At 47.1% G+C, this 21,110-nt stretch carries 13 protein-coding genes and 1 riboswitch; of the genes, 2 read left to right on the forward strand and 11 right to left on the reverse strand.

Annotation, left to right across the window (positions count from 1 at the left end):
• Positions 1-471 precede the first annotated feature (471 nt).
• From GC096_RS10700 to GC096_RS10715, 4 genes are all read right to left on the reverse strand, one after another.
• The gene (locus tag GC096_RS10700) at positions 472-6,633 is read right to left on the reverse strand and encodes an S-layer homology domain-containing protein (RefSeq protein ID WP_171630223.1); all 6,162 of its coding nucleotides are present in this window, start codon (positions 6,631-6,633) and stop codon (positions 472-474) included.
• A gap of 75 nt (positions 6,634-6,708) precedes the next feature.
• The gene (locus GC096_RS10705) at positions 6,709-8,262 is read right to left on the reverse strand and encodes an extracellular solute-binding protein (RefSeq protein ID WP_246302688.1); all 1,554 of its coding nucleotides are present in this window, start codon (positions 8,260-8,262) and stop codon (positions 6,709-6,711) included.
• A gap of 138 nt (positions 8,263-8,400) precedes the next feature.
• Complete coding sequence (locus tag GC096_RS10710) at positions 8,401-9,261, reverse strand: carbohydrate ABC transporter permease (RefSeq protein WP_171630224.1); 861 nt, start codon at positions 9,259-9,261, stop codon at positions 8,401-8,403.
• Positions 9,262-9,277: 16 nt separating this feature from the next.
• Positions 9,278-10,183 (reverse strand): ABC transporter permease, encoded by a 906-nt coding sequence (locus GC096_RS10715; protein ID WP_171630225.1) that lies wholly within the window; start codon positions 10,181-10,183, stop codon positions 9,278-9,280.
• Between the two features lie 335 nt (positions 10,184-10,518).
• On the opposite strand from GC096_RS10715, the gene GC096_RS10720 reads away from it, so the two are divergent.
• Complete coding sequence (locus GC096_RS10720; protein WP_171630226.1) at positions 10,519-12,792, forward strand: helix-turn-helix domain-containing protein; 2,274 nt, start codon at positions 10,519-10,521, stop codon at positions 12,790-12,792.
• Between the two features lie 53 nt (positions 12,793-12,845).
• On the opposite strand, the gene GC096_RS10725 is transcribed toward GC096_RS10720, so the two are convergent.
• The 7 genes from GC096_RS10725 to GC096_RS10755 form a co-directional block, all read right to left on the reverse strand.
• Entirely contained in the window at positions 12,846-13,817 is a 972-nt protein-coding gene (locus GC096_RS10725; RefSeq protein ID WP_246302689.1) for a GNAT family N-acetyltransferase, read from the reverse strand.
• A gap of 521 nt (positions 13,818-14,338) precedes the next feature.
• Entirely contained in the window at positions 14,339-15,418 is a 1,080-nt protein-coding gene (locus GC096_RS10730; protein ID WP_171630227.1) for a Gfo/Idh/MocA family protein, read from the reverse strand.
• A 25-nt stretch (positions 15,419-15,443) separates the two neighbouring features.
• Positions 15,444-16,349, reverse strand: coding sequence for a helix-turn-helix transcriptional regulator (locus GC096_RS10735; RefSeq protein WP_171630228.1), 906 nt, complete (start codon positions 16,347-16,349; stop codon positions 15,444-15,446).
• A gap of 98 nt (positions 16,350-16,447) precedes the next feature.
• Positions 16,448-17,629, reverse strand: coding sequence for an N-acetylglucosamine-6-phosphate deacetylase (locus GC096_RS10740; protein ID WP_246302690.1), 1,182 nt, complete (start codon positions 17,627-17,629; stop codon positions 16,448-16,450).
• On the reverse strand, positions 17,619-18,401 hold the full coding sequence (locus GC096_RS10745) for a glucosamine-6-phosphate deaminase (RefSeq protein WP_171630229.1): 783 nt from the start codon (positions 18,399-18,401) through the stop codon (positions 17,619-17,621). Before GC096_RS10745 ends, GC096_RS10740 begins: the two co-directional genes overlap by 11 nt.
• A 19-nt stretch (positions 18,402-18,420) precedes the next feature.
• Positions 18,421-19,437 (reverse strand): Gfo/Idh/MocA family protein, encoded by a 1,017-nt coding sequence (locus GC096_RS10750; RefSeq protein ID WP_171630230.1) that lies wholly within the window; start codon positions 19,435-19,437, stop codon positions 18,421-18,423.
• Between the two features lie 2 nt (positions 19,438-19,439).
• Positions 19,440-20,294 carry a sugar phosphate isomerase/epimerase family protein gene (locus tag GC096_RS10755; RefSeq protein WP_171630231.1) on the reverse strand — a complete coding sequence of 285 codons (855 nt, stop codon included), beginning with the start codon at positions 20,292-20,294 and terminating at the stop codon, positions 19,440-19,442.
• A 277-nt stretch (positions 20,295-20,571) separates the two neighbouring features.
• On the opposite strand from GC096_RS10755, the gene GC096_RS10760 reads away from it, so the two are divergent.
• Positions 20,572-20,808: an AbrB/MazE/SpoVT family DNA-binding domain-containing protein gene (locus GC096_RS10760; RefSeq protein WP_171630232.1), complete on the forward strand. Its 237-nt coding sequence runs from the start codon at positions 20,572-20,574 to the stop codon at positions 20,806-20,808.
• Positions 20,809-20,933: 125 nt separating this feature from the next.
• A riboswitch (TPP riboswitch) is annotated at positions 20,934-21,043 on the forward strand.
• The last annotated feature ends 67 nt before the right edge of the window (positions 21,044-21,110 follow it).

Raw genomic sequence — 21,110 nt, forward strand, 5'->3', positions numbered from 1 at the left:
CCGAACTAAACCGAGCATTCTACTCTAAGATAGACTAATAGTCCGATTCTACCGAACTATTAACACCATTTCCTTGGGGGTGGGGCGTTTTCGGGGATTTAGGTACGCTTATTCGGACTAATCCGGATTTGTTGGGGCTAACAATGAGAATAGTTGGGTAATTTCGGACTAATTCTACTAACCTGACAACATAGAGCACTACGAGGCGTTAAGACAGAGCGGGGTAGCGGCATGGGGTGTTGAATGAATTACTCTGGGGGTGTCGGCTGCGGCTACGGCGGGGTGAGGTGGCTGGCGCGCGAGGCGTGACGAGGGCGAATGCGAGGGCGAGGGAGGGGGAGAGCGGGGAGAAGGCCGGGAGGCAACGGCGGAAGAGGTCGACGTGGAGGCAACGCAAACGAAAAAGCCCGAAAGACACACGCTTGACTCCAAGCGTACATCTTTCGGATTCTTCTTATTGCTTAATTGATTTTACTTACTAGCTTGCTTCGGCAACAATCGAGTAATCACCGTAATCGCCTCAGCACGAGTAACTGTGCTAAGCGGTCCGAAACGGTTCTCTGCATATCCTTGCATCAGTCCCGCTTCTTGTACGATGCCTACAGCTTCTAGGGCCCACGCAGGTATGTCGGAGACATCCGCGAATGTCACGGCTTTCTCCGCCGATGTTCCGGCGCCATGCGCGTTCGCCAGCACAACAGCCATTTGTGCTCTTGTCAATGGATTGCCAGGGCGGAACGTGCCGTCCTCGTAGCCTTGAACAAGGTTCGATTTGGCTGCCAGCGCAATGGCTTGCTTCGCCCAATCGCCGATCATATCGCCATCGGTGTAATTCGGGAGCTTCTCTGCCCCAACGTTCGGCTGCAAAGCGTTCATCAGCATGACGATGAATTCCGCACGCGACACGAACTGATTCGGCTTAAATGAGCCGTCCTCATACCCATGTACGATCCCCGTTTTCAACGCTGCTCGAATATCCGATTCTGCCCAATGTCCTGCAATATCACTCAGATTTGATATTGGATCTACGGCAGGTACGACCGTCGTTTGGTTAACAACGAATACAGCATACTTCGTCAAATGGTTCACATCGACAGTGATTTGATCCCCATTTACCTTACCACCAGGGACTTCCACCCACACTTTTTTCGCTTCGTCATAATAGAAAACCGCTGCTTTCTGATCAGCCTTCAAACTATTTTTGTCAAAAGCAAACGTTAGCGTGATAGGCTTACTGAAGTTCTCAGAGAAGTTTTTCAAAATCTCAAAAATCGGACTAGCAAGAACCGCTTTATTGGTTATCAGTTTTGCAGTATCTAGCACTTTGTCTATCGTGACCTTCAGTTCTTTGGCCGAAGCATCAGCCGGGATAGTAATCTTCACCTCATTGTTCAAACTAACCTCGCCCGTTTTACCTTGAGGTAACGTCAACGTACCATTTGTAGAAACAACGTGTAGGTTATTTGAAGTTGGTGTTGAGCCGCTGTTTCCTTGCACAACAGCCTCTGCATCGCGTTTTACAGTCACTGTATACGTCTTACTACTACCGTTCTGTGCAGTCACCACGATCTTAATGTCATTCGTACCTACTTGTAAATTAGCCCATCCACTCGCTTGACCGCTAATCGCTGCAACATCATTAACCGTCATCGTCGCATGACTATCGTACACACTCGCCGTCACCGATAGACGTGAGACTGAGTTAGATACTTGCAAGCTATAAGACAATGTCCCCACTGCAAAAGTAGGAGCAATGACGCCAGTAGACAACGTTAGTCCACTCAAGTCAGCATTACTGCTAACTACAGGCACTTCTGGTGCTCGATTCACACTAATTTGATATGGATTTATGGCAATGCCATCTTCGGCAGTCACCTTAACATTAATAAGGTAAGATCCCACTTGTAAGTCGTTCACCGTGTAGGTATATACGTTACCGGATACGGAACTATAAGTTGCTCCCGTCACTGTCAGCGTTTGATTAGCATGAGCTTTACTTACAGTCAAAATAAGACTAGTAACGCTATTCGGAATTTCCACGCTATATGAAAGCTGCGCAGGATCGAATGTTATTGAACCTGGATCTACATCTAAGTCCGATAGCAAAGCATCGTTACTGATCACTACTGGAACTCCAAGCAAGATAACCTGTGTAACCACAGTATCACCATAATTCGATGCTTTTACCGTTACCGCATGGCTACCCTCACCTAACACACCCGCACGTATCGTGATCTTCCCTGCTTGAATCTCATAATCCGTCGGTGACAACGTCGTTGCGCCATCTTTCACTGCTGTGATGGCAGATCTCCATGCCGCATTCTCTGTGAATGTGATGTCGATTGGGCTTAGTGTATCGTTCGCAGTCACATCTGCTGATAACGCAGGTGCAGACAACTGCTGAACACTTACCATCACAAAGCCATTATCTTTGGTGAAAGGCACTTCGCTGCCGTTCCATAACACCTTCGTTGTGGATGGTGAGTAAGTAACCGTAGTCACAGTGTTGACGCCTGACAGCTCGTTTAGCGTCAGCTGTAATTCATTCGCGTTAACACTCGTTGAGATGTCCACATTCTCCGCTGTTTGTTGCAAACCGTCTACGAAATAATATTGCAACTGTCCAGCGACTTCCTTCTCGCTATTCGAATAGAATAATTGCTTACGACCGTCTTTCATGTCCACCACGATATGTGTTGGATCGGTTCTACGTACGTTCTCGATTTTACTTGTACCTTTGTACGGTTCAAGTACGCTAACGAATTGCGCATTGTTGCCATACACCCGATTGACTACTGTAGGTGTGTAGGCAGCTGTATCATTGCCTGGCCCAGGTGCTTCGCCTACAATCATCGTAGAAGTCGCGCTCGGGGAGCTAGTTAAGCTAAATAGTTTTAACCCATTTCCATTGACGGTATTCCATGCACCTTCCCAACTACCGGACAGCTCCTTGGATGTGCCATTTCGGAAGTAAGGCGTTGAGTCCTTCGTTCCTAGTGGACCTGCGAAAGTGTCCATCGTCGTGCCAGGTGTGAATGCACCAATACCATGCAATAACCAATCATACTGACGTCTCGTTGCTGATTCCAGCGTAAATAGATCAATCATGTAATCCTTGGTCACAGCCACTGTTCGCTCATAGCGACCCATGCCCGCGTAAGCTTTACTTGATGTGTTCGTCATAATATTGAACGGTTCCGATTGCATGAATAACTTCGTCGGTTCATACACTTCCACATTGTTCACAGTCGGAATTGCCTGCGTATCGCCGTCAACCATGACGGTGTTATGAGAGAATGTCGTTTTGTAATAAGATGTGTACATTGAGTTACTGTAAGGAGGAATACCAAGATCCGGGGCTAACCGCTCACCCTTCCCAAATACCTCTAAATGAAGCTTATCCGGATGACCGTGATAACCGCCGTGCACACCATAATCAACAAGTGCGTAAAGCTGCTCATCTCCAGAACCCGCACGCAAAACAGAATGGCCGAGTCCGGTGAAATTCATGCTTTCAGTTGGTAATGTTCCTCCCGTTGGGATCACGGTTTTCCCGTAGAACACCGCTTGTTCGCCAACAATACCCGAGTTTGTATTGCCTGGTATGATAAAGCCGCCTCTGGCCCGCTCTCTATCGTTATAAAGCATACTCAACAGCGTACCGTAATCAGCGTCATTGTACTCCGCATACACGCCTTCGTAATCCATCGGCACAACTCTGCCTGGCGCCCCTAAATTCGTAGGATACTTACCAGAATCGTTACTGTTAATAATGCCGAGGTCCGGGAACGCATATTGCAGTGTAACGTCAAATGTTTTCTTGAAGTTCGGACTAGCAAATAGATCATAACCCATATTCTTCAAGGCTTGAGCATGGAAGAACAACGCTGACTGTGCGTAGAAATGATATCCTATCGCACCCTCATACCAGAAGCCATCGGACAGTACGCTGTTTGCCATTTGGAAATTAAATCCGCTCTTCCCTGTCACAGAGAAATCCATCAGCGTCTTATCTTCCAATGCTGCACCAACAGCACCGATTGCCGCATTGTGCCACGTTTGCCAGTTAGACTTCCCAACATCATAACCTTGTAAAGTTTTAGCTGAAGGGGCAAACAAATTCTGCTCCACATTGTACTTCTCAGCGGCACTCAACAGACCGCTTGGTTCAATTAAGTCGTAGGCTTGAACGAGTTCAATCATCTGAACCGCTTCATCCAGCGACTGATAGTACAATCTGCCGTTTAGCGCTTGCATAGCGTAGCTTGGATATAGCTCCGCATAATTGAGCAGTATCTCTTTGGCTTTCAGCGCATACTTAGCCTCTCCACTCAATGCATACGTTAGCGCAAGATTGCGTGCCGCCTCGATATTAACCGTATGTGCTGTAAACCGCCATCCGGCATCTACATCCGAACCCGTGTATATTTGGTTATCAGTCGGACATAAATGTTCATGAGGCTTGTCATAATTAAATACGAGTGGCGTGTCTCCGCAGACGAATTTCCCACTCTCTCCTGCTGGTTTGGAAGGATAATAGACCGTTTTATTCAACCATCTATCTGCTTTTACTTTAATCGCATCTAAGTAATCTTCAGCCCAACCATAGCTCTGAATCTTAGCCTTCGCCTCATTCAGCTGTGTTTGAGATGTCATAATGTAGGGATGCTGCTTCGTCGCGACCCTTGGCGCCCCTACCTTCGCATTCAATTCAACCGTTATTTCCTTACCGCCTTGAATAGGCTTCACGGTATAAATCGCTTTCTGTACATCGCCCGCCTGGGCGGAGGCAGGTACCTTGACCTGAAGATTCACATCCGTTTCCGCGCCTTTGGCAACGACAGCGGTAGTCGGAGTAACCGTTACATCATAACCAGGTCCAAATACTGTTTTCGGCGAGATTTGATAAGCCGTATCGACATCACTAATATTTTTGAGTGAAAATGTATAGTTCAGCGTGCTATCTGGTAATGTGCTCTTATCAATCTGTTTAATGGATGACTCTACTGCATTCTTAGCAAGTGCAAAACCATCGAAATACAACTTATCCGTCGGATCCGATACATCTAAATTGTACCAATTGGGATGTATGATGACTTGATTGAAATTCGCTAAGTCAGCTAATCCCGTTGAATTCAGCATTTTATTGAAAGGTACTTCAACTTTCTTCCACCCTACCCAATCCACATAAAACGTAGACATGAAATAATCGAAGCCAGGCGTTGGAACGTTACATTCAAGAATGAAATACACTTTTTTATTAGATACTTTCTCGGAATATAACCAGAATTCGATTTGGTCATTTTGCTTCCAAGGCCCTGTCATTCCTGTTATATTAATGGCCGTTGTTGGATCCGTCCACCGCCCCGACTTGGTACCTAGAACTGCTGGTATTTCAGACGTTGCCGTCGTGTTCGTCCAACCGCCGAAAGTCTCCATATTGCCAATCGGCGTACTCGAACTTCCAGACAAGTCCATATTATACGTGTAACTCTTCACTTCACTGACCTTGCCCTCGAATTCAGCCTTCGTCGTTATTGTCAGTGGGTGATCCACTACTAGTGGTGTTGTGTACAGCTTATAGGTGTTATCTACACCTTCAATTTTATAATAGACGGCTGCCCCAACTGTCGGGGATGATAAAGCAATCGACTTCGTTTCCGCATAGGTCCCCGCCGGAAGACTGGCGCTAACGGTTTCAACATAATCACGATAAATAATCGCGTACTGATAGGTCGTTTCTTCGCTTTCTATATTATTAATCGATGATTTCGTAACCAGCGTCACATTCGCGGTCTGTTCACCGTTCGAAGTAAATGTGAGCGGGGTTGTGTAGAGCTGGAATGCACTGTCAATGCCCACACGTTTATAGTACAGCTTCGCTAACGAGGTTGGTGTCGATGCGCTGGATAAACTCACGATCACTTTATTCGTATACTCGCCTGAGGGCTTATTCGATGTGACAGGATGAACCGCTGCATTACCAGTCAACCGAAGGTCATCTAAGTAAATTTGCAAACCCACATCTTGGACTGTCGAACCTAGAGGCTGCGGATGGAATCGGATGTAATCTAAAGGTCCCCAAGCCGCAACGCTTGCAGAACTCTTCTGCGTTTGCACGACGCTAAGCGGAATCTCGATTTCTTTCCATCCTGTCCAATCGAGAAGAACCCGATAATAATAGTAGTTACTATCACCTTTCATGTGAAACCTGATCTCAAATGGTCGATCCGCCTGAGTTCCTGTTCTCGCCTTCGCGGAGTAGGCCCACACTTTAAACGTAGAGTAGCCATTCAGGTCAACATTAGGAGCCAATTTGGGATAAACCGAAACTGTACCTGTGACATCAGCTCCGTTATTGAACGTTAATAACCATTTCTTCGAGCCTGTTCCCTCTTTAATAAATTGGGGATCCGCATTACTTTCTGCGGCCAGACTTGCCGTACTTGTGATATCGCCAGCTAGATTCGTTGTCGAATCCATATTGTTCAACTGTAAAGAAATCGGAAACTCCTGAACCGCCGCACGCGCGGTTTGGAGTGGAAGGAACAATTGCAGCAGGCTTAAGAGTAACAGCGCTGCATGTAAAGCTGACAGCCTTTTCATAAACCGACGAAGCACCATAATCTTCATCCCTCTCCTCTGGATAATACAAAGCCCCGCTATCTCAGGCGGGGCTGTAATCGATGAAACCATTCCTCTGCAACCTTATTTCTTCACTGCTGCTTTCGCACGTTTGTCAGCATTTCTATAGATATTCACGATTTCCTCGTAACCAAGCTTCTTCTGCTCTTCAACGAATTTATCCCACTCGCTGAAGTTGCGTGAACCCATAATGAATTTGGAGAAATTCTCGTCACGATTCGCGTTTAAGGAATCACCCTTCGTATCCAAGATTTGTTGCTCTTCCAGCGTGAAAGCAAGCGTACTATTCTTCTCGCCATCATACTTAGGTGCTTCTTTATAGGCAGCTTGCAACTCTGGTGAAGAAACGGAAATATGAGCATTGAAATCAAACCATGTATAAGCACCATCTGTGGACAAGCCTGTTTTCTTTCTCAAATCTGCGATATCCGCATACTTCGTAGTGAAGGAAGTCCCACTAGCCGTATCTCCTTCTTTCCCCCAGCTAACAAGTTTCTTACCTTCTTCCGAGTAGAAGAAATCCAAATACTTCATCACATCTTTGATTTTGGTCGACTTGGAAGAAACCATGAAGCCTTCTTCTGTCACTGCTGTAAAGGCTGTCTTACGAGGTCCACCTGCCCAACCCGCTGGCGGAGCCATATAATTCATCGTGAACTGTGGATTGTCTTTACGTAATGCACTGTTATAGAAGTCAATACGTCCCATGTAGTCAAGTGTCACGAATGCACGATTCGTGGACACGATATCTTGCCACATTTTCGTATCAATCGTTAAGAAATCTTTCGGGATCAAGCTTTCTTTATAGAACTTGTTCATATACGTCAACATCGTCTTGTATTCGTTCTGGATTGGCGCATATTTCCAATCTTTGGATGCGCTGTCAAAGAACACGGAAGCTTTACGTTTCTCTACTTCTGCCGGTACATTGAAGCCCGCTCCGAAATCATACAAGTAACGCAAGCCATTACGGAACGTCAACGGATAGCTCTCTGGATAGGCCGTTTTCAGCTTTTTCAACGTATCATAGAGCTCATCCCAGTTCGTTGGCGCTGCTAAACCGAGCTTCTTGAATACATCTTCCCGGTACATCCATGTACGACGGTTCGATTCACCCAAACCTTGATTCGGGAACACATACATTTTGCCATCTGACGATAGGACGTTCTGCGCTTCTGTTGGGTACTTCTCCATCCAAGCCTTCAAGTTCGGCATGTCCTTCACATAGTCAAGAATGTTGACCAAAGCACCTTGCTGCCCGAATTTATCAGCGATTGCTTTCGTTTGTGTCCACATCAAATCCGGCATATCACCAGAAGCAACAGTCATGCTAAGTGCATCCTCAAGCAGATTTCCCGGCGGCAATTGAATATCTAGCTTTACGCCTGTTTTCTCCGTCAGATATCCCCATACCTTCCAATTCGCATCATAAGGCCAGCTTGGGTTACTGTAGTCTAGAAACTTGAAGGTTTGTGCTTTCGGTGCTGATGACGCTGATGAGGCTGCAGCTGTCGATGCTGCGGATGGCGTTGCTACACTGTTTTCTTTCGAACATGCCCCCATGACGAAACTCATGCTCATAATTGTTGCTAACATAACGACCGACTTCTTCTTCATACGTTGCCCCACTCTCCCTAATTTTCTTCGAATTTGCTTTCCCCATGCGCTGAATGGCTTCATGCTGCTCTACGGGTTCGACTTCCCTGTCTTCCTTGACTTGCCTTCCTTGCTTCCCATTGTTCTTGTACCTCTATATTAACCTTTGATCGACCCAATTAGTGCTCCTTTTGCAAAATACTTCTGAAGGAACGGGTAGACCATCAGGATGGGAACCGTTGTAATAATAATGGTTGCGTATTTAATGGATTCATCTACGATCATGCTGTCGCCGCCGATATTACCAGCGCCTGTGCCCTGACCTTGCAGCACCATGTTGCGAACAATAATTTGTAACGGGAACAAGTCGGCATCTCGCAAATATAAGAGAGCGGAGAAGAAGTTGTTCCAGATCGCAACGCCATAGAATAAACCAATGGTCGCCAGAATCGCTTTGGATAAGGGTAAAACGAGTCGGAAGAAGATGCCGATATCCGTAAGACCATCCATTTTGCCAGACTCCTCCACTTCCTGCGGCATACCGGCAAAGAACGTACGCATCACGATGATGTTCCAGGAACTAACCAGCGTTGGTAGGATCATTGCCCAGATCGTATCAATGAGATGATAGCTTTTGACGACTAGGAACGTCGGAATCATGCCACCGCTGAAGAACAGCGTAATCACGATCATGATCATGAAACCACGGTGAAACAACATATGTTTCTTGGACAGGGCATAAGCGCCTGCTGCGCTGACTAGCAAAGAAAGCGTCGTACCGAGCAAGGTATAGAAGATCGTATTGAGGTAAGCCCTTCCAATTTCTGGTTTTTCAAAAACGGATGCATACGTGTTCAAATTAAAATCTTTTGGCCATAGGAATACTTGCCCCTTTAAAACTGGCACGACACCACTGAACGAAACCGCTATCATATAAACGAAGGGATACAGCGCCGATAAGACTACTCCCAGCAAACTCACGAATAAAACAATATCAAAGAGACCAAATTTTCTTTTCATACGTGTACTCCCTTCCCTACCATAAGCTTGTCTCGCTCGTTCTGCGGCTAATCCAATTGGCAGTCAGAATGAAGATGAGGTTAATGATACTGCTGAATAAATCGATCGCTGTCGCATAGCTATAGTTCATGGACTGAATACCTGTCCGATACACATAGGTGGATAGCACGTCGGCGGTCGCATAAATGGAAGGATTCAACATCAGAAGCACTTTTTCGAAACCGATATCTAAGACATGTCCAATGTTCAAAATAAACAGAATAATAATCGCCGGCCGAATGCCCGGAATTGTAATATGCAGCAATTGGTGTCTGCGATTCGCGCCATCCACTCTTGCTGCCTCATATAATTGAGGATCAATTGCGCTTAGAGCGGCTAGATAAATGATGGTTTCCCAACCGACATGCTGCCAAATTTCTGATAAAATATAAATCGCTCGAAAGTAGTCTTCATTCTGCATAAAGTTCATAGCGTCATATCCGAACCACTGGATCACATTATTGACTAATCCACTCGTTGGCGAGAGAAACAAGAACATCATACTTACAACAACGACATTCGAAATAAAGTGAGGCAAATAACTAATCGATTGAACCAATCGCTTTAATGTAGCCCTGCGTACTTCATTTAATAGTAGAGCTAGAATAATTGGTGCCGGGAATCCGAAAACAACTTTGGAAATCCCTAGGAGCACTGTGTTTTTGAGCAGCTTCAGAAAATCAGGACTATGAAAGAAGAGTGAGTAGTATTTCAAACCCACCCATTCACTAGCCCACACACCTTTGAAGGTGTTATAGTCCTTAAACGAAATCAAAATCCCGAACATCGGCACATACTTAAATAATAAGTAGTAAATAAGCGCCGGCAAAAACAAGAGCATTAAATACTTGCTGTTATGCCATCTCTTTTGGAATTGCTGCATGCCTTGACCTCCAGTCTGAATATCCTGTCTATGCATCAAACTTTAAAGCAACCAGGCCCCCTCAACAATGAGTCATACTTTCGATTCCTCACTATTTTCTACATTCCCGAAATCGACATAGGTTCTTAAGAAAAGTCAATATTCACAGTTCCAGCAAGATTGGAAAATTCCGCATGCGCATCCACCATCTGTCACTATTTTGCACCCTAACCACGCTTTATGAGGCATGAATCATGAAAATGGAGAACTTTTTAAAGCTCAGAGTATTGAACCCATCCCACTGCTCCGTGATATACTCAATATGGTTAACTCCTACTTAGGAAAGGAATGACACGATGAAGTGGATAGCACGATTTTCGACAAAAATCCAAAATCAAGTTTCACTGTTCTACACCTTGTTCTTCAGCTTCATCGCGATTATTCTATTGCTCGTATCGATTAATACGTGGTCTTATTCCTTCTTCCGCGATCGGATCAAGGATGAGATTATCCTCAATAGCGGTCTGAATTTGAATACGACTGTCGCTAATTATGAGAAGCATATCAAGCTGATTCGAAGCATCATGGTCGGCTATCTGTTCAGCAATGACACAGAAATCTTAAAGAATGGCAATCCGTTATCCCACTACGATATTGTGGTTAAAGCGCAAACTAATTTACAGTACTCACTTAATAATTCCTTGCTCTATTTAGACAACATCCTCTATTACTTCAAAGATAGTCAGTTTGTCATTGAGAAAGATGGTACCCGGAATGCCGAGACCATGTTCAGTAAATTTTATGCCCAGTCATCCTATACGGTCGATTACTGGAACAAGGAGTTGGCTAGCTCACAGAGCTTCAAAATCTACCCTTCCGCCGTCTTCAACTCGGTTACCGCATTTGAAAATAAACCAGTCGGCAGCCTCATGCCCATCCTAATTAAGAGCGCGTATGATACGAATTTCGCTTTTATCGTCTTCATGAAGAGCGCTAAGGTCTATGAAGCCTTTCATCAGTCGCAGCCTGAAAGCAGCCTCCTCATTATGGATGGTAATCACAACGTGATTTTTTCCTCCGATGAGGCTCAACTACCCTCTGAAATCAAGGAGCAATCTGGCAGTGGCTATTCCTTAATTAAGAATACCTATTACTTCTACCACACCAGCGCAGAGACAGGTTTAACGTATATCGAGATCGTTTCCGACAAAGGTCTCACCAAGCAAATTCACCGACTTAACCTCAATATGCTCGTTCTTATCCTACTTTCCCTATTCATCTCACTTGCGGTTTCCTATCTGATTGCTAGGAGATTCCATAATCCACTGGCGAATATGCTTCGCTCGCTGGAAGCGTATCATCCTGCAGGCCTGCAAGGCATTACGAATAGCCGAATTAAGGAATTCAACTTGCTTCATAATACCCTTCACGATCTATCCCGATCGAATCAGGAATTTCATAACGATATTCGCTCCAAGAATACCCTGTTGCAGCAATTTGCCTATATGACACGATTGAAGAAACTGGAAGGCAAAGGCTCACAATTGCATACTTCTATCGACGCGAACAAGCCGTACAAGCTCATCCTTTTTCAAATCGACTTCAAAGATAAGTTCCTCACGGAAATTACGAACGGGCATCAGCGCATTTTCAACACGTATAAGGAACTAATCGAGACTCATTTCTCGCGCTTATACACAGATTCATTAACCTTTCAATTGGAAAAGGATCAGATCTTGTCCATTCTTTTTATCGAACATGAGGAAGATGCTGGGCATCCTGATGATCTAGATCATCTTGTGCGTATGCTGGAAATTGACTCTGCGTATTGCAACTTCACCATTGCACCAAGTCCTATTCACAAGAACTCATCTGACTTTGTGGAAACGTATCAGAATGCGCTAGATCTCATTAAACAACGGCGGCTTGGCGAAGATGTTCAGATCATTACGGAATGGCTTCCACAGCCCGCTCTACTGATTCCTACACCATCTGAGGAGAACGAGCTAACAGCTAATCTACAAGCAGGTTCTGATGCCGTCACGATTCCTCTAACCGATAAGCTGCTCGATCAACTTGCGAAGGCTGGCGCACTCGCCCACCAGTTTCAAGACTTCACCAAAGATATCGTGAACAAAGCGATGAAGAGTATGTACGCCCAAAATATTTCCATCCACACATTCTCAGACAGAGGTTCACCTTACGATCTCTTGAAAGCATGCCATACCTTAGAGCAGTACAAGGATTTCTTGCACTGGTTCTTATCCCGGTCCGCAGCCGCCATGAAAGAGAAGAAATCTGAAACCGACGTCATGACCAAGTTCGTCATGGAATATGTGGAGTCCAATTTCGGAGATGATCTGTCACTAGAAGCGATCTCTGCCAAACTGGGAATTACCGGCCCGTATCTGTCGACCTACTTCAAGGAAAAGACGGGGACGAATTTCAGCGATTACATTTTCACCGTTCGAATGAATAAATCGATTGAAATGCTGCGAGATACCGACCTGAAAGTGCAGGAGATCGCTTCACTTGTTGGCTACTTCACAGCTGCTTCTTTCAACCGTGTTTTCAAGCGGCACACAGGGATTACGCCTAGTGAGTTCAGAAGGCTTAATAATAAAAATTAAATGAAAAGGGAGCAGATACACCTGGATGGCGTATTTGCTCCCTTTTGTTTCCCCTAATTTAGATCCTTCGCATATCTGGCATAGCTCTTCCAACTTTGATAGCCCAACTTACCATAGAAATCTACGAAAGGTGTAGTATCAATAACCACGTGGCGAACGTCACGCTGCAACAAATAATGAATCGCTGCTTGTACAATCGAGATCCCGTATTTATGTCCACGGAAGCTCTCATCGATGCCTAGAGGGCCTATGCCGCCCAATTCTCCCTCGAAGAGCGGCGACCAGTAAATGTTCTGCGCTAACAGGGGAGACTGTGCATCGTTCATCCTACAGAAACCAATGATCGAGCCTTCTTTCTCTAGTAGCACGAATTCCCGGCCCGTACCACCGCGTTCCCAATAGTCACGATGCTGATAATCCCATGTGCCAGGAAAGCAGCGATTCATGAACGTTGTTAAGCCTTCTCGATCATGCCGATTGGCGACTCGGAATGACGCCTCATGGACAGCTGGCAGAGATATGATCTGACCTTCTTCATAAGCGTTCAGTAGGTCGAAAGAATGCTCCAAGAAGGTGTATGTTCGCTTCTCAAACCACGCTTTCGTTTCCTCGAGTTGATCTGGAATCCCCGGAAACAGACGGCCGTGCAGATCATTGCCCAGCATGATCCGCCGTGCTCCGGCGTTCTGCAGAGCCTCTTCAGCTTTGTAAAGTAAATAACTCCCGATTCCCTTGTTTCTATGCTCGGGGTCTACCATCAGCGCCTGAATCCATCCCATATCCCCGCGAATGCCAAAACGCACAGTAACCTCACTAGCCATCTTGGCAATGACGAATCCAACAACACGCCCGGACGATTGCTCTAGCGCCACCCAGGATCCTTCCCTTAGCCAAAGTCGGTCTCCTACGACATTCTGCTCCAACAATCGAAGCCTCATCGGGAACGAGTCCGACAACTCCTTATTCCATAGCGCTACCATATCACTCAGATGCGACGCTTCCATTCGTTCGAAAATCCAGTTCATGCTGCTCCTCCTCTGGGTATCCCCCTGATTACACATACGTAACTTACGGCAAATGGCATAGCCTTACTGAGAAATATAGGACATCTAGGCGATCTCGCCTATAAGCAAATCTTTCAAATGTTTGTAGATGATAAGAATGGCGCCCTTGCCGGCCACTAACTGTATTAACTACATCTAATTTATTGAAATTCATCCAAAATAATCAATTAGATGTAAAAAATACAGCTAATCTAGCCAAATTCCACAAATCCCATCAAACTGAGCTCAATTAACTGTAGGAAATCCATTTATTCCTTTCATCTAGGAAATAATCGACAGATTAGATGGAGAAAATCCATTTATTTCAAAAGATTGACCGCCCAAACCTTACTATGGGAGCCTGACTCTCTACCTAACTACTCTCCTCCCACCCACTCCCCCCAGTTGCGGAGCGTGCTTCCCTCAAGACACACAATCCACACACAGTGCTCAAAAAGCCCCTCCCCCGCCTAAAGCGAGATCGGGGCATTGCTACTTATTGCTTATTTCGCATAAATATGAGGATTTTGGCGTTGGCATTCCTCGATAACCCACAGTTGTCTGCGAACCTGCTGAGGCGTAATCTCCAGCTCTTTCCCCTCAGTCAGCGTGTCATACAGCATTAGATAAAGCTTCTCTGTCATATGCTCGAATGCTGATTTCCCGCCTGGAATCGCAAGCTCCCAGCTTTCCGTTTGCCAAGGCAGCTTCTCACTGCAATAGGCAGGCTTCCCATCCGCCGAAAATAAAGGCTCCCGGATCAGCTTCTGCTCAGGCGCTTCTTCCGATTTAAAATATTTCCACTCCAGCTTATCCCCGTTTCCATGGAGGCCACCGTTCGTTCCTTGAATGTTGAACAGTTCATGAGGAAAGGCGGAACTGGATGAAATTTCCATATCTATCGTAGGGCGACCTTTCCCGTGCATAAGAAGCTTCACATAATCCTCCGCATCACCGAAGGTATTCGTTCTGTCCATGATGCACATCACCTCTGGCTGTGCGTCCGCACCGAACAGCTGCAGTGCCTGATCCAGCGGATGTGGCCCCGTATTCATCAAGCTGCCGCCATTATTGCTTTGCAACGTTTGCCAATCCCAACGGCGGGCAAACCCGTTATAGCTGAAATCGATCTGCACGATGCGTCCCAGCACGCCAGACTCAATCACTTTACGCAGCTGCACGAAGGCCGGTTGATAACGGGATTGTTGGAATACAGCCAATATAGCGCCTGTTCGCTCCGATGCCTCAATCAGCTGATCAACCTCTTCCGTTGTTTTCGCAAGCGGCTTCTCGCACAAAACATGAAGACCGCGGTTAAGCAGCTCCAGTGTAATCGGAAAATGCTGATGACTCGGAGAAGCATTTACGATCAAATCGAGCTCCTCATGGGCCACCATCTCCTCCCAGGAGGCGTAGGCTTGGCATCCGTATTCTGATTTCGCTAGCTCTTGACGCTCTGGAATGGAGTCCGCAACCGCCGTAATCTGGTAATGTTCAGGAAGTTGAACGAGCAACTTTCCGTGAATATCGCGCCCGCTGCGTCCCTGTCCGATAATACCTACCTTTACAATTTTCTTGGTCATCTCAACTACCTCTTTCTTCGTGGGTTTAGGGGGTCTTGCCAAACGTTTTCTTATATTCAGTAGGCGTAATGCCTGTTCGTTTCTTGAATGTTCGGATGAAATGGCTGAGATGATGAAATCCGACCTGGAAGCCAATTTGTGTAATCGTATGCATGTTACGCTGAATCAGCTCCATTGCCCTTTCGATGCGTACCTCATTCACATAATCGACGAAGTTCTGGCCAGTTTCTTTCTTAAAAACCGTACTAAAGTAAGCAGGTGCCATATTCGCAAGGAAAGCTCCTTGCTCCAGCGGAATATCCTGACTGTAATTGTCGTGTATATATCGTTTGACCTCTTCAATTGGATGCTGGCTCGTCGATGTTGATTGTACACTTTGCTTGCGCCTAGCACGCCGATATTCGCGATCCATGATGATGAGCAGCTTGACGAGGCTCGTACATATGGCATATTCATACCCCGCTTCACGATGCTCAAACTCTTCCTGAATATCTTGAAGCAGTTGCTCGACGAGAAGTTGCTTCGACTTCGCGATATGCAGCCACGGCTGAGGCAAGGACGATAGCTCGGGTAATTCGTCAGCATTTTGAAGAAGAGGCTGCAAAGTATCCAAAAAAGGCTTCAACTGCTCCCTCACCAAATACGGGAGAAAATCAATCAGCACCACTTCGAACTCATGATCCTGGGTGGCGCTCAAACTGTGTTCCACCCCAGGAGTGATGATGAACATATCCCCTCTGCTGACTTTCAGCGACTTGCCACGCAGCTGATGGTTGCATACACCCTTAAGCACGTAAGCAATCTGCGTATATTCGTGGATATGCAAGGGCTGCTTCAGCGAGAGGCTGGAGTAGCTGAATATTTTAAAAGGAAATTCCTTTTTCAGCGTTAATTTAGTTTGAAAATAGGACATTCCCTTCCCCATGTTCATACGATTACCACCTGTCCGAAGCCATATTTCCTTCAAGCATATGCCAATTGACGGAATAGAACAACCCTTGTATGCTGACGCGTGGCATGACGCATTGCTTAGATCTTGCAGCTGTCGTCATAGACGAGCCTGCCAGCTTTGTAAGTCTGACGCAAGGGGATGCATCCGTCATCTCGCACCCTATCCAAGAGAACGAAATCAGCCGGCGCTCCTACCGACAAGCCCTCTGCGGCAGGTAATCTCATCAAGCGGGCCGGGCGTATCGAGGCCATTTCCCAGGCAGCCGGGAATTCGGCGATGCCCTGTCTGCACAAATGTGCTATGCCCCACAGCAGCATCTGAGCCGAGCCTGCAAGCAGCCGGGGGTCAGCAGCCAGGTGAAGCTTGCCTTCTGTGGTAAGTACAACATCTCCACCGATGTGCGTCTTGTAGACGCCTGGTTCAAGACCGCTGATAGCTACGGCATCGCTAACAAGGAGCGCTTGCTCCCCTTTCACTTTCAGCACGACCTTCAACACTTGGTCCGGCAAATGAAATCCATCCGCGATCACACAGCTCCACAAATCATCCTGTGCCAATTGCTCCCACAGGTAATTCGGATGACGTGGCAGCATCAGGTGTGCCCCGTTCCCCAGATGCGTCGACATCCGCGCGCCTGCCGCGACTGCTTCGCCAATCTGCGAAGCGTCCGCAGCGGTGTGACCGATGGACACGATCACGCCACTATCGACGCAGCGCTTAATGAACGTAGCACTGTCCGGCCATTCCGGCGACAGCGTCACAATCTTGATGCGGCCGCCCGCCGCTTCCTGCCAACGGCAGAAGAGGTCCCAATCCGGCGGCCTTACGGCATCCAGACGGTGAGCGCCGCGCGCTCCGTCATCCGGTGAAATGAACGGGCCTTCGAGATGAATGCCCGCAATGCCTTGCTCCGTCGCCGGATCCGCCGCGCAGGCGCTTGCAATACTGCCGAGCGCACTAGCGATCGCCTCGGGCGTGTTCGTAATGACGGTGGGGTAACTGGAGGTGACCCCTTCCCGCCATAGCTTGCGGATGATTTGACTAACCGTTTCCGCTTGCAGCGGAAGCTGGTTGAAGTCTAATCCCGCATAGCCATTGATCTGCAGATCGACCAAGCCAGGGGCGACGATCGGAAGCTCTTCTGACTCTGAAGCGTCCAGCTGCAGCACTTCATCAATCCGTCCATCGCGGACGGTAATCGCGACAGGCGCTCCTGTTGCATAGTGGCGTGCGCGAATGACGCTCATTTTATCGGCCATAGGAATCGTGGTCCAGATACATCGTGCAGTCCGGATGCTCGCGGAGAATCGTCGATGGACACTCTGTCGAGATGGCTCCGTTTAATGTGCGCTTCACCGCTTGATGCTTCGTTACACCAGGTACTGAGCAGAACAGATGCGTACCCGACATCAACGCTGGAATCGTCAGTGTTAATGCATGGGTCGGCACATCATCTAAACTTTCAAAGCATCCATCATTCACCTGCTGCTGCCGGCAAACATCGTCCAACTCCACACGTTTAATCAGTTCCGGATCTGCGAAATCGGCAACTGGCGGATCATTGAAAGCAATGTGACCATTCTCGCCAATGCCAAGACAGACAATATCAATCGGCGCTTCTTCAAGAAGTGCGCTATACCGTTTGCACTCGTCCTCTGCCTGGTTCATGCTATTAATCAGATGCACAGTTCCCGGCTTCACCTGATCGAACAAGTGGTCGTTCAAAAAGCTCCCAAATCGCTGCGGCGCGTCTTCACTAAGCCCGATGTATTCGTCCATGTGAAACACAGTGATCCGCGACCAGTCGATGGCTTCATCTTGAGCCAGCGTTTCGAGCATTTCATTTTGCGAGGGCGCTGCCGCGAAAATAATACGGATAGCCGCTTTCTCAGCAAGCAGCGACTTGATTTGATTGGCTGCATCTAGCCCAGCCGCTTGCCCCAATGCGATCCGGTTCTGATATACGTTAACCTTCAACGCATCGATTCGTGTATGCCAGACAGGCTGATCTTGTACTTGTGGCTCGCTCATAGGATCGTTCCTCCAATTATCATATAGTCAGCTGCAGCCCTTCGGCAGCGCTCTTATAAATTTGTTCAACTAGCTGCACCGCGCGCAGGCCAGATTCCCCCGTAACCAGCGGTTCATCGCCGGCTTCGATGGCAGCCATGACGTCGAGCAGCTGGCTTTGATGAAAATCCGACACAATGCTGCGCGGATCGGTAATGCCGCCGTAGGCACCTGCCTCCGCCCAAGTCGGTTCGCTTCGCCCTGGCACTGTCCAATGGACAATCGTCGAGCCTTCCAGCTTGATCGAGCCTTTTTCCCCGTACAGATTAATCGTCGCCGCAAAGCCCGGAGCAATGCTGGTCGAGGCCATGATCGTACCGAACGCGCCATTTTTAAATTGCAAAATGGCTAAACCCAAATCCTCCGCTTCCATCTCGTGCGTCTGAGTAGCCACCTTGCCAAAGACAGTGTGTACGTCTCCAGCGAACCACAGCAGCAGATCCAAGCAATGAATCCCTTGGTTCATCAGAGCTCCTCCATCTTCGGCAATCGTTCCGCGCCATTTCGCGCTATCATAATAAGACTGGGATCGATGAAAGGGGAGTGACACCTCAACCAGCAGAAGCTTACCAAGATCACCTTCATCCAACACCCGTTTAATCGCTTGATTCTGAGCTTCAAATCGCCGCTGAGAGATGACAGAGAGTGTAACATTATTCGCTTTGGCCGCTTGCACAAGCCTTTCTGCATCGTTCACATTCATGCTGATAGGCTTCTCGATAATCAGATGCTTGCCCGCATTCACGACCTCCAAACCGATAGCAGCATGGCTGCCGCTTGAAGTCGTGACACAGACGATATCTACATCAGACCTGGTCAAGATCTCACGGTAATCCGTTGTCCAGGTGCAGCCTTCTCGCTCGGCTACCGCTTGCGCCTTCGCTTCCGCTCGACTAGATACCACGACTAGGCTTGCCTCTTCGATTTGACGAATCGCCTCGATATGAAAATCTGCTACCGATCCACAGCCGATAATGCCGAACCTCCAGTTAACCAACCCTACACCTCCTCAAGCAGAGCTCGAAGCGCATCCAGCGTCATTCGCGTACCTGTCAGCTGGGTTCCGCCTTCTGGAACAAAATGCGTTTCAATCGTATACAACCCCGCATACCCATCCGCTTCAAGCGCCTTAATTTGAGCTGTTATATCTACATTCCCAGAACCAAGAGGCACACATTTCGGTGTTCCATCTTGACGAATGTAAGCATCCTTCAGATGGACATGGGCCAAGGCATTTTTCATGTACTGGTACCCGCTTGGGAATGCCTCTCTGGCGCCATACGCTTCATTACCTGGATCCCAAAGGCCCCGAACAGCTGGAGAATCGATGGCAGACACAAGTGCCGCCACTTCCTTCGCAAAGCCTCCGTTACAGGAAGGCTCATTCTCTAGGAGCAGGATCACGCCTTCGCGCGCTGCAATGTCGCCTGCCCTTTTTAAATAATGAACAATCTCATCACGATGCCGCTCCGGCTCCAACTCTCGCCAAAACGAGAAAATACGGATGCGCGTTGTCCCCAGCAGTTTTGCGATTTCGATCACTCTATCCAGTTTCTTAAAATGCTCCTCTACACTCTGCTCCTTCTGCCCAAACGTGTCCCCCGATTCAACCAATCGCTTCGGATCCAACGCGCATTTAAACAAAGGAGATGCAATGGCGGAGACATATAGTCCACGCTCTTCAACCATTTTGCGGATGCCCACGATCTGATCGTCAGCCAACACGGATACATTCATGCCATTCACAACTCTTATTTCAACATGTTGCAGACCCTGCTCTGCAGCCCAATTCAACGCTTTCTCGAAATCCGGAGATACTTCATCCGTCAGTACGCCTAATCGATTCCAAATCAATGAAAAACCTCCACCTTCGCTTGAGCATGCGATTCTGATTTCTTCTTATTTCCCTAACTATACCAAGATTGTTTGGGTCAAAGTTGACGTTTCTATTGAAGTAAGTTTACATTTTTTTCGCTTTCATTCAGCAGTATCAATATGAGCCACTACATGAAAATCACACCCAGTAAATAAAAGGAATTTGAGTGCATATGTGGAATAGAGTATATACACAATATGAGTCTTTGTAACTAGGAGAAGTAGTTCCTTGGTGCATGAAAAAGGAGGTAATTGTATGAAATCGACAGGAATTGTAAGAAAAGTAGACGAATTGGGACGGATTGTTTTACCTATTGAGTTGCGTCGGACACTCCATATTGAAATCGGTGACGCCATCGAAGTCTATGTGGACCCTGAGCGTATTACCCTCAAGAAGTATATGCCTGCGTGTGTGTTCTGTGGAAATTTCGAGGACATGACCTATTTCAAAGGGAAGCTTGTATGCAGCAATTGTATTGATGAGATTACTTAATAGTACAGCAAGGCTGGACAAAAGCCCTTCAGTGATGACCCTGAGGGGCTTTTTGGTTTATGATGAGCTTTCCGGCAAAATAATATTTGCATAATCTGGTAATAACGTGTAAATTAATTACCTAAGTGCATAATCACGGGAGCTTGGTGAGACCAGGCTGAGAGGATAGTTATAACTATCGACCGTTAAACCTGATCTGGATAATGCCAGCGGAGGAACACAAGATCTCTTTGTATACCAGGAGACCGCCTCTATTAGAGATGCGGTCTTTTTTTTCGCAGCATGAATCCTCCGCTTGATCA

It is taken from the genome of Paenibacillus plantarum (genome assembly GCF_013141695.1).
Lineage (GTDB): Bacteria > Bacillota > Bacilli > Paenibacillales > NBRC-103111 > Paenibacillus_E > Paenibacillus_E plantarum.

Bases quoted from the DNA above. Each gene is read 5' to 3' on its own strand.
- GC096_RS10715 (WP_171630225.1), bottom strand. From the start codon at position 10,183: ATGCAGCAATTCCAAAAGAGATGGCATAACAGCAAGTATTTAATGCTC.
- GC096_RS10705 (WP_246302688.1), bottom strand. From the start codon at position 8,262: ATGAAGAAGAAGTCGGTCGTTATGTTAGCAACAATTATGAGCATGAGT.
- GC096_RS10745 (WP_171630229.1), bottom strand. From the start codon at position 18,401: ATGAGCGAGCCACAAGTACAAGATCAGCCTGTCTGGCATACACGAATC.
- GC096_RS10700 (WP_171630223.1), bottom strand. From the start codon at position 6,633: ATGAAGATTATGGTGCTTCGTCGGTTTATGAAAAGGCTGTCAGCTTTA.
- GC096_RS10760 (WP_171630232.1), top strand. From the start codon at position 20,572: ATGAAATCGACAGGAATTGTAAGAAAAGTAGACGAATTGGGACGGATT.
- GC096_RS10730 (WP_171630227.1), bottom strand. From the start codon at position 15,418: ATGACCAAGAAAATTGTAAAGGTAGGTATTATCGGACAGGGACGCAGC.
- GC096_RS10710 (WP_171630224.1), bottom strand. From the start codon at position 9,261: ATGAAAAGAAAATTTGGTCTCTTTGATATTGTTTTATTCGTGAGTTTG.
- GC096_RS10725 (WP_246302689.1), bottom strand. From the start codon at position 13,817: ATGAACTGGATTTTCGAACGAATGGAAGCGTCGCATCTGAGTGATATG.
- GC096_RS10735 (WP_171630228.1), bottom strand. From the start codon at position 16,349: ATGAACATGGGGAAGGGAATGTCCTATTTTCAAACTAAATTAACGCTG.
- GC096_RS10740 (WP_246302690.1), bottom strand. From the start codon at position 17,629: ATGGCCGATAAAATGAGCGTCATTCGCGCACGCCACTATGCAACAGGA.
- GC096_RS10720 (WP_171630226.1), top strand. From the start codon at position 10,519: ATGAAGTGGATAGCACGATTTTCGACAAAAATCCAAAATCAAGTTTCA.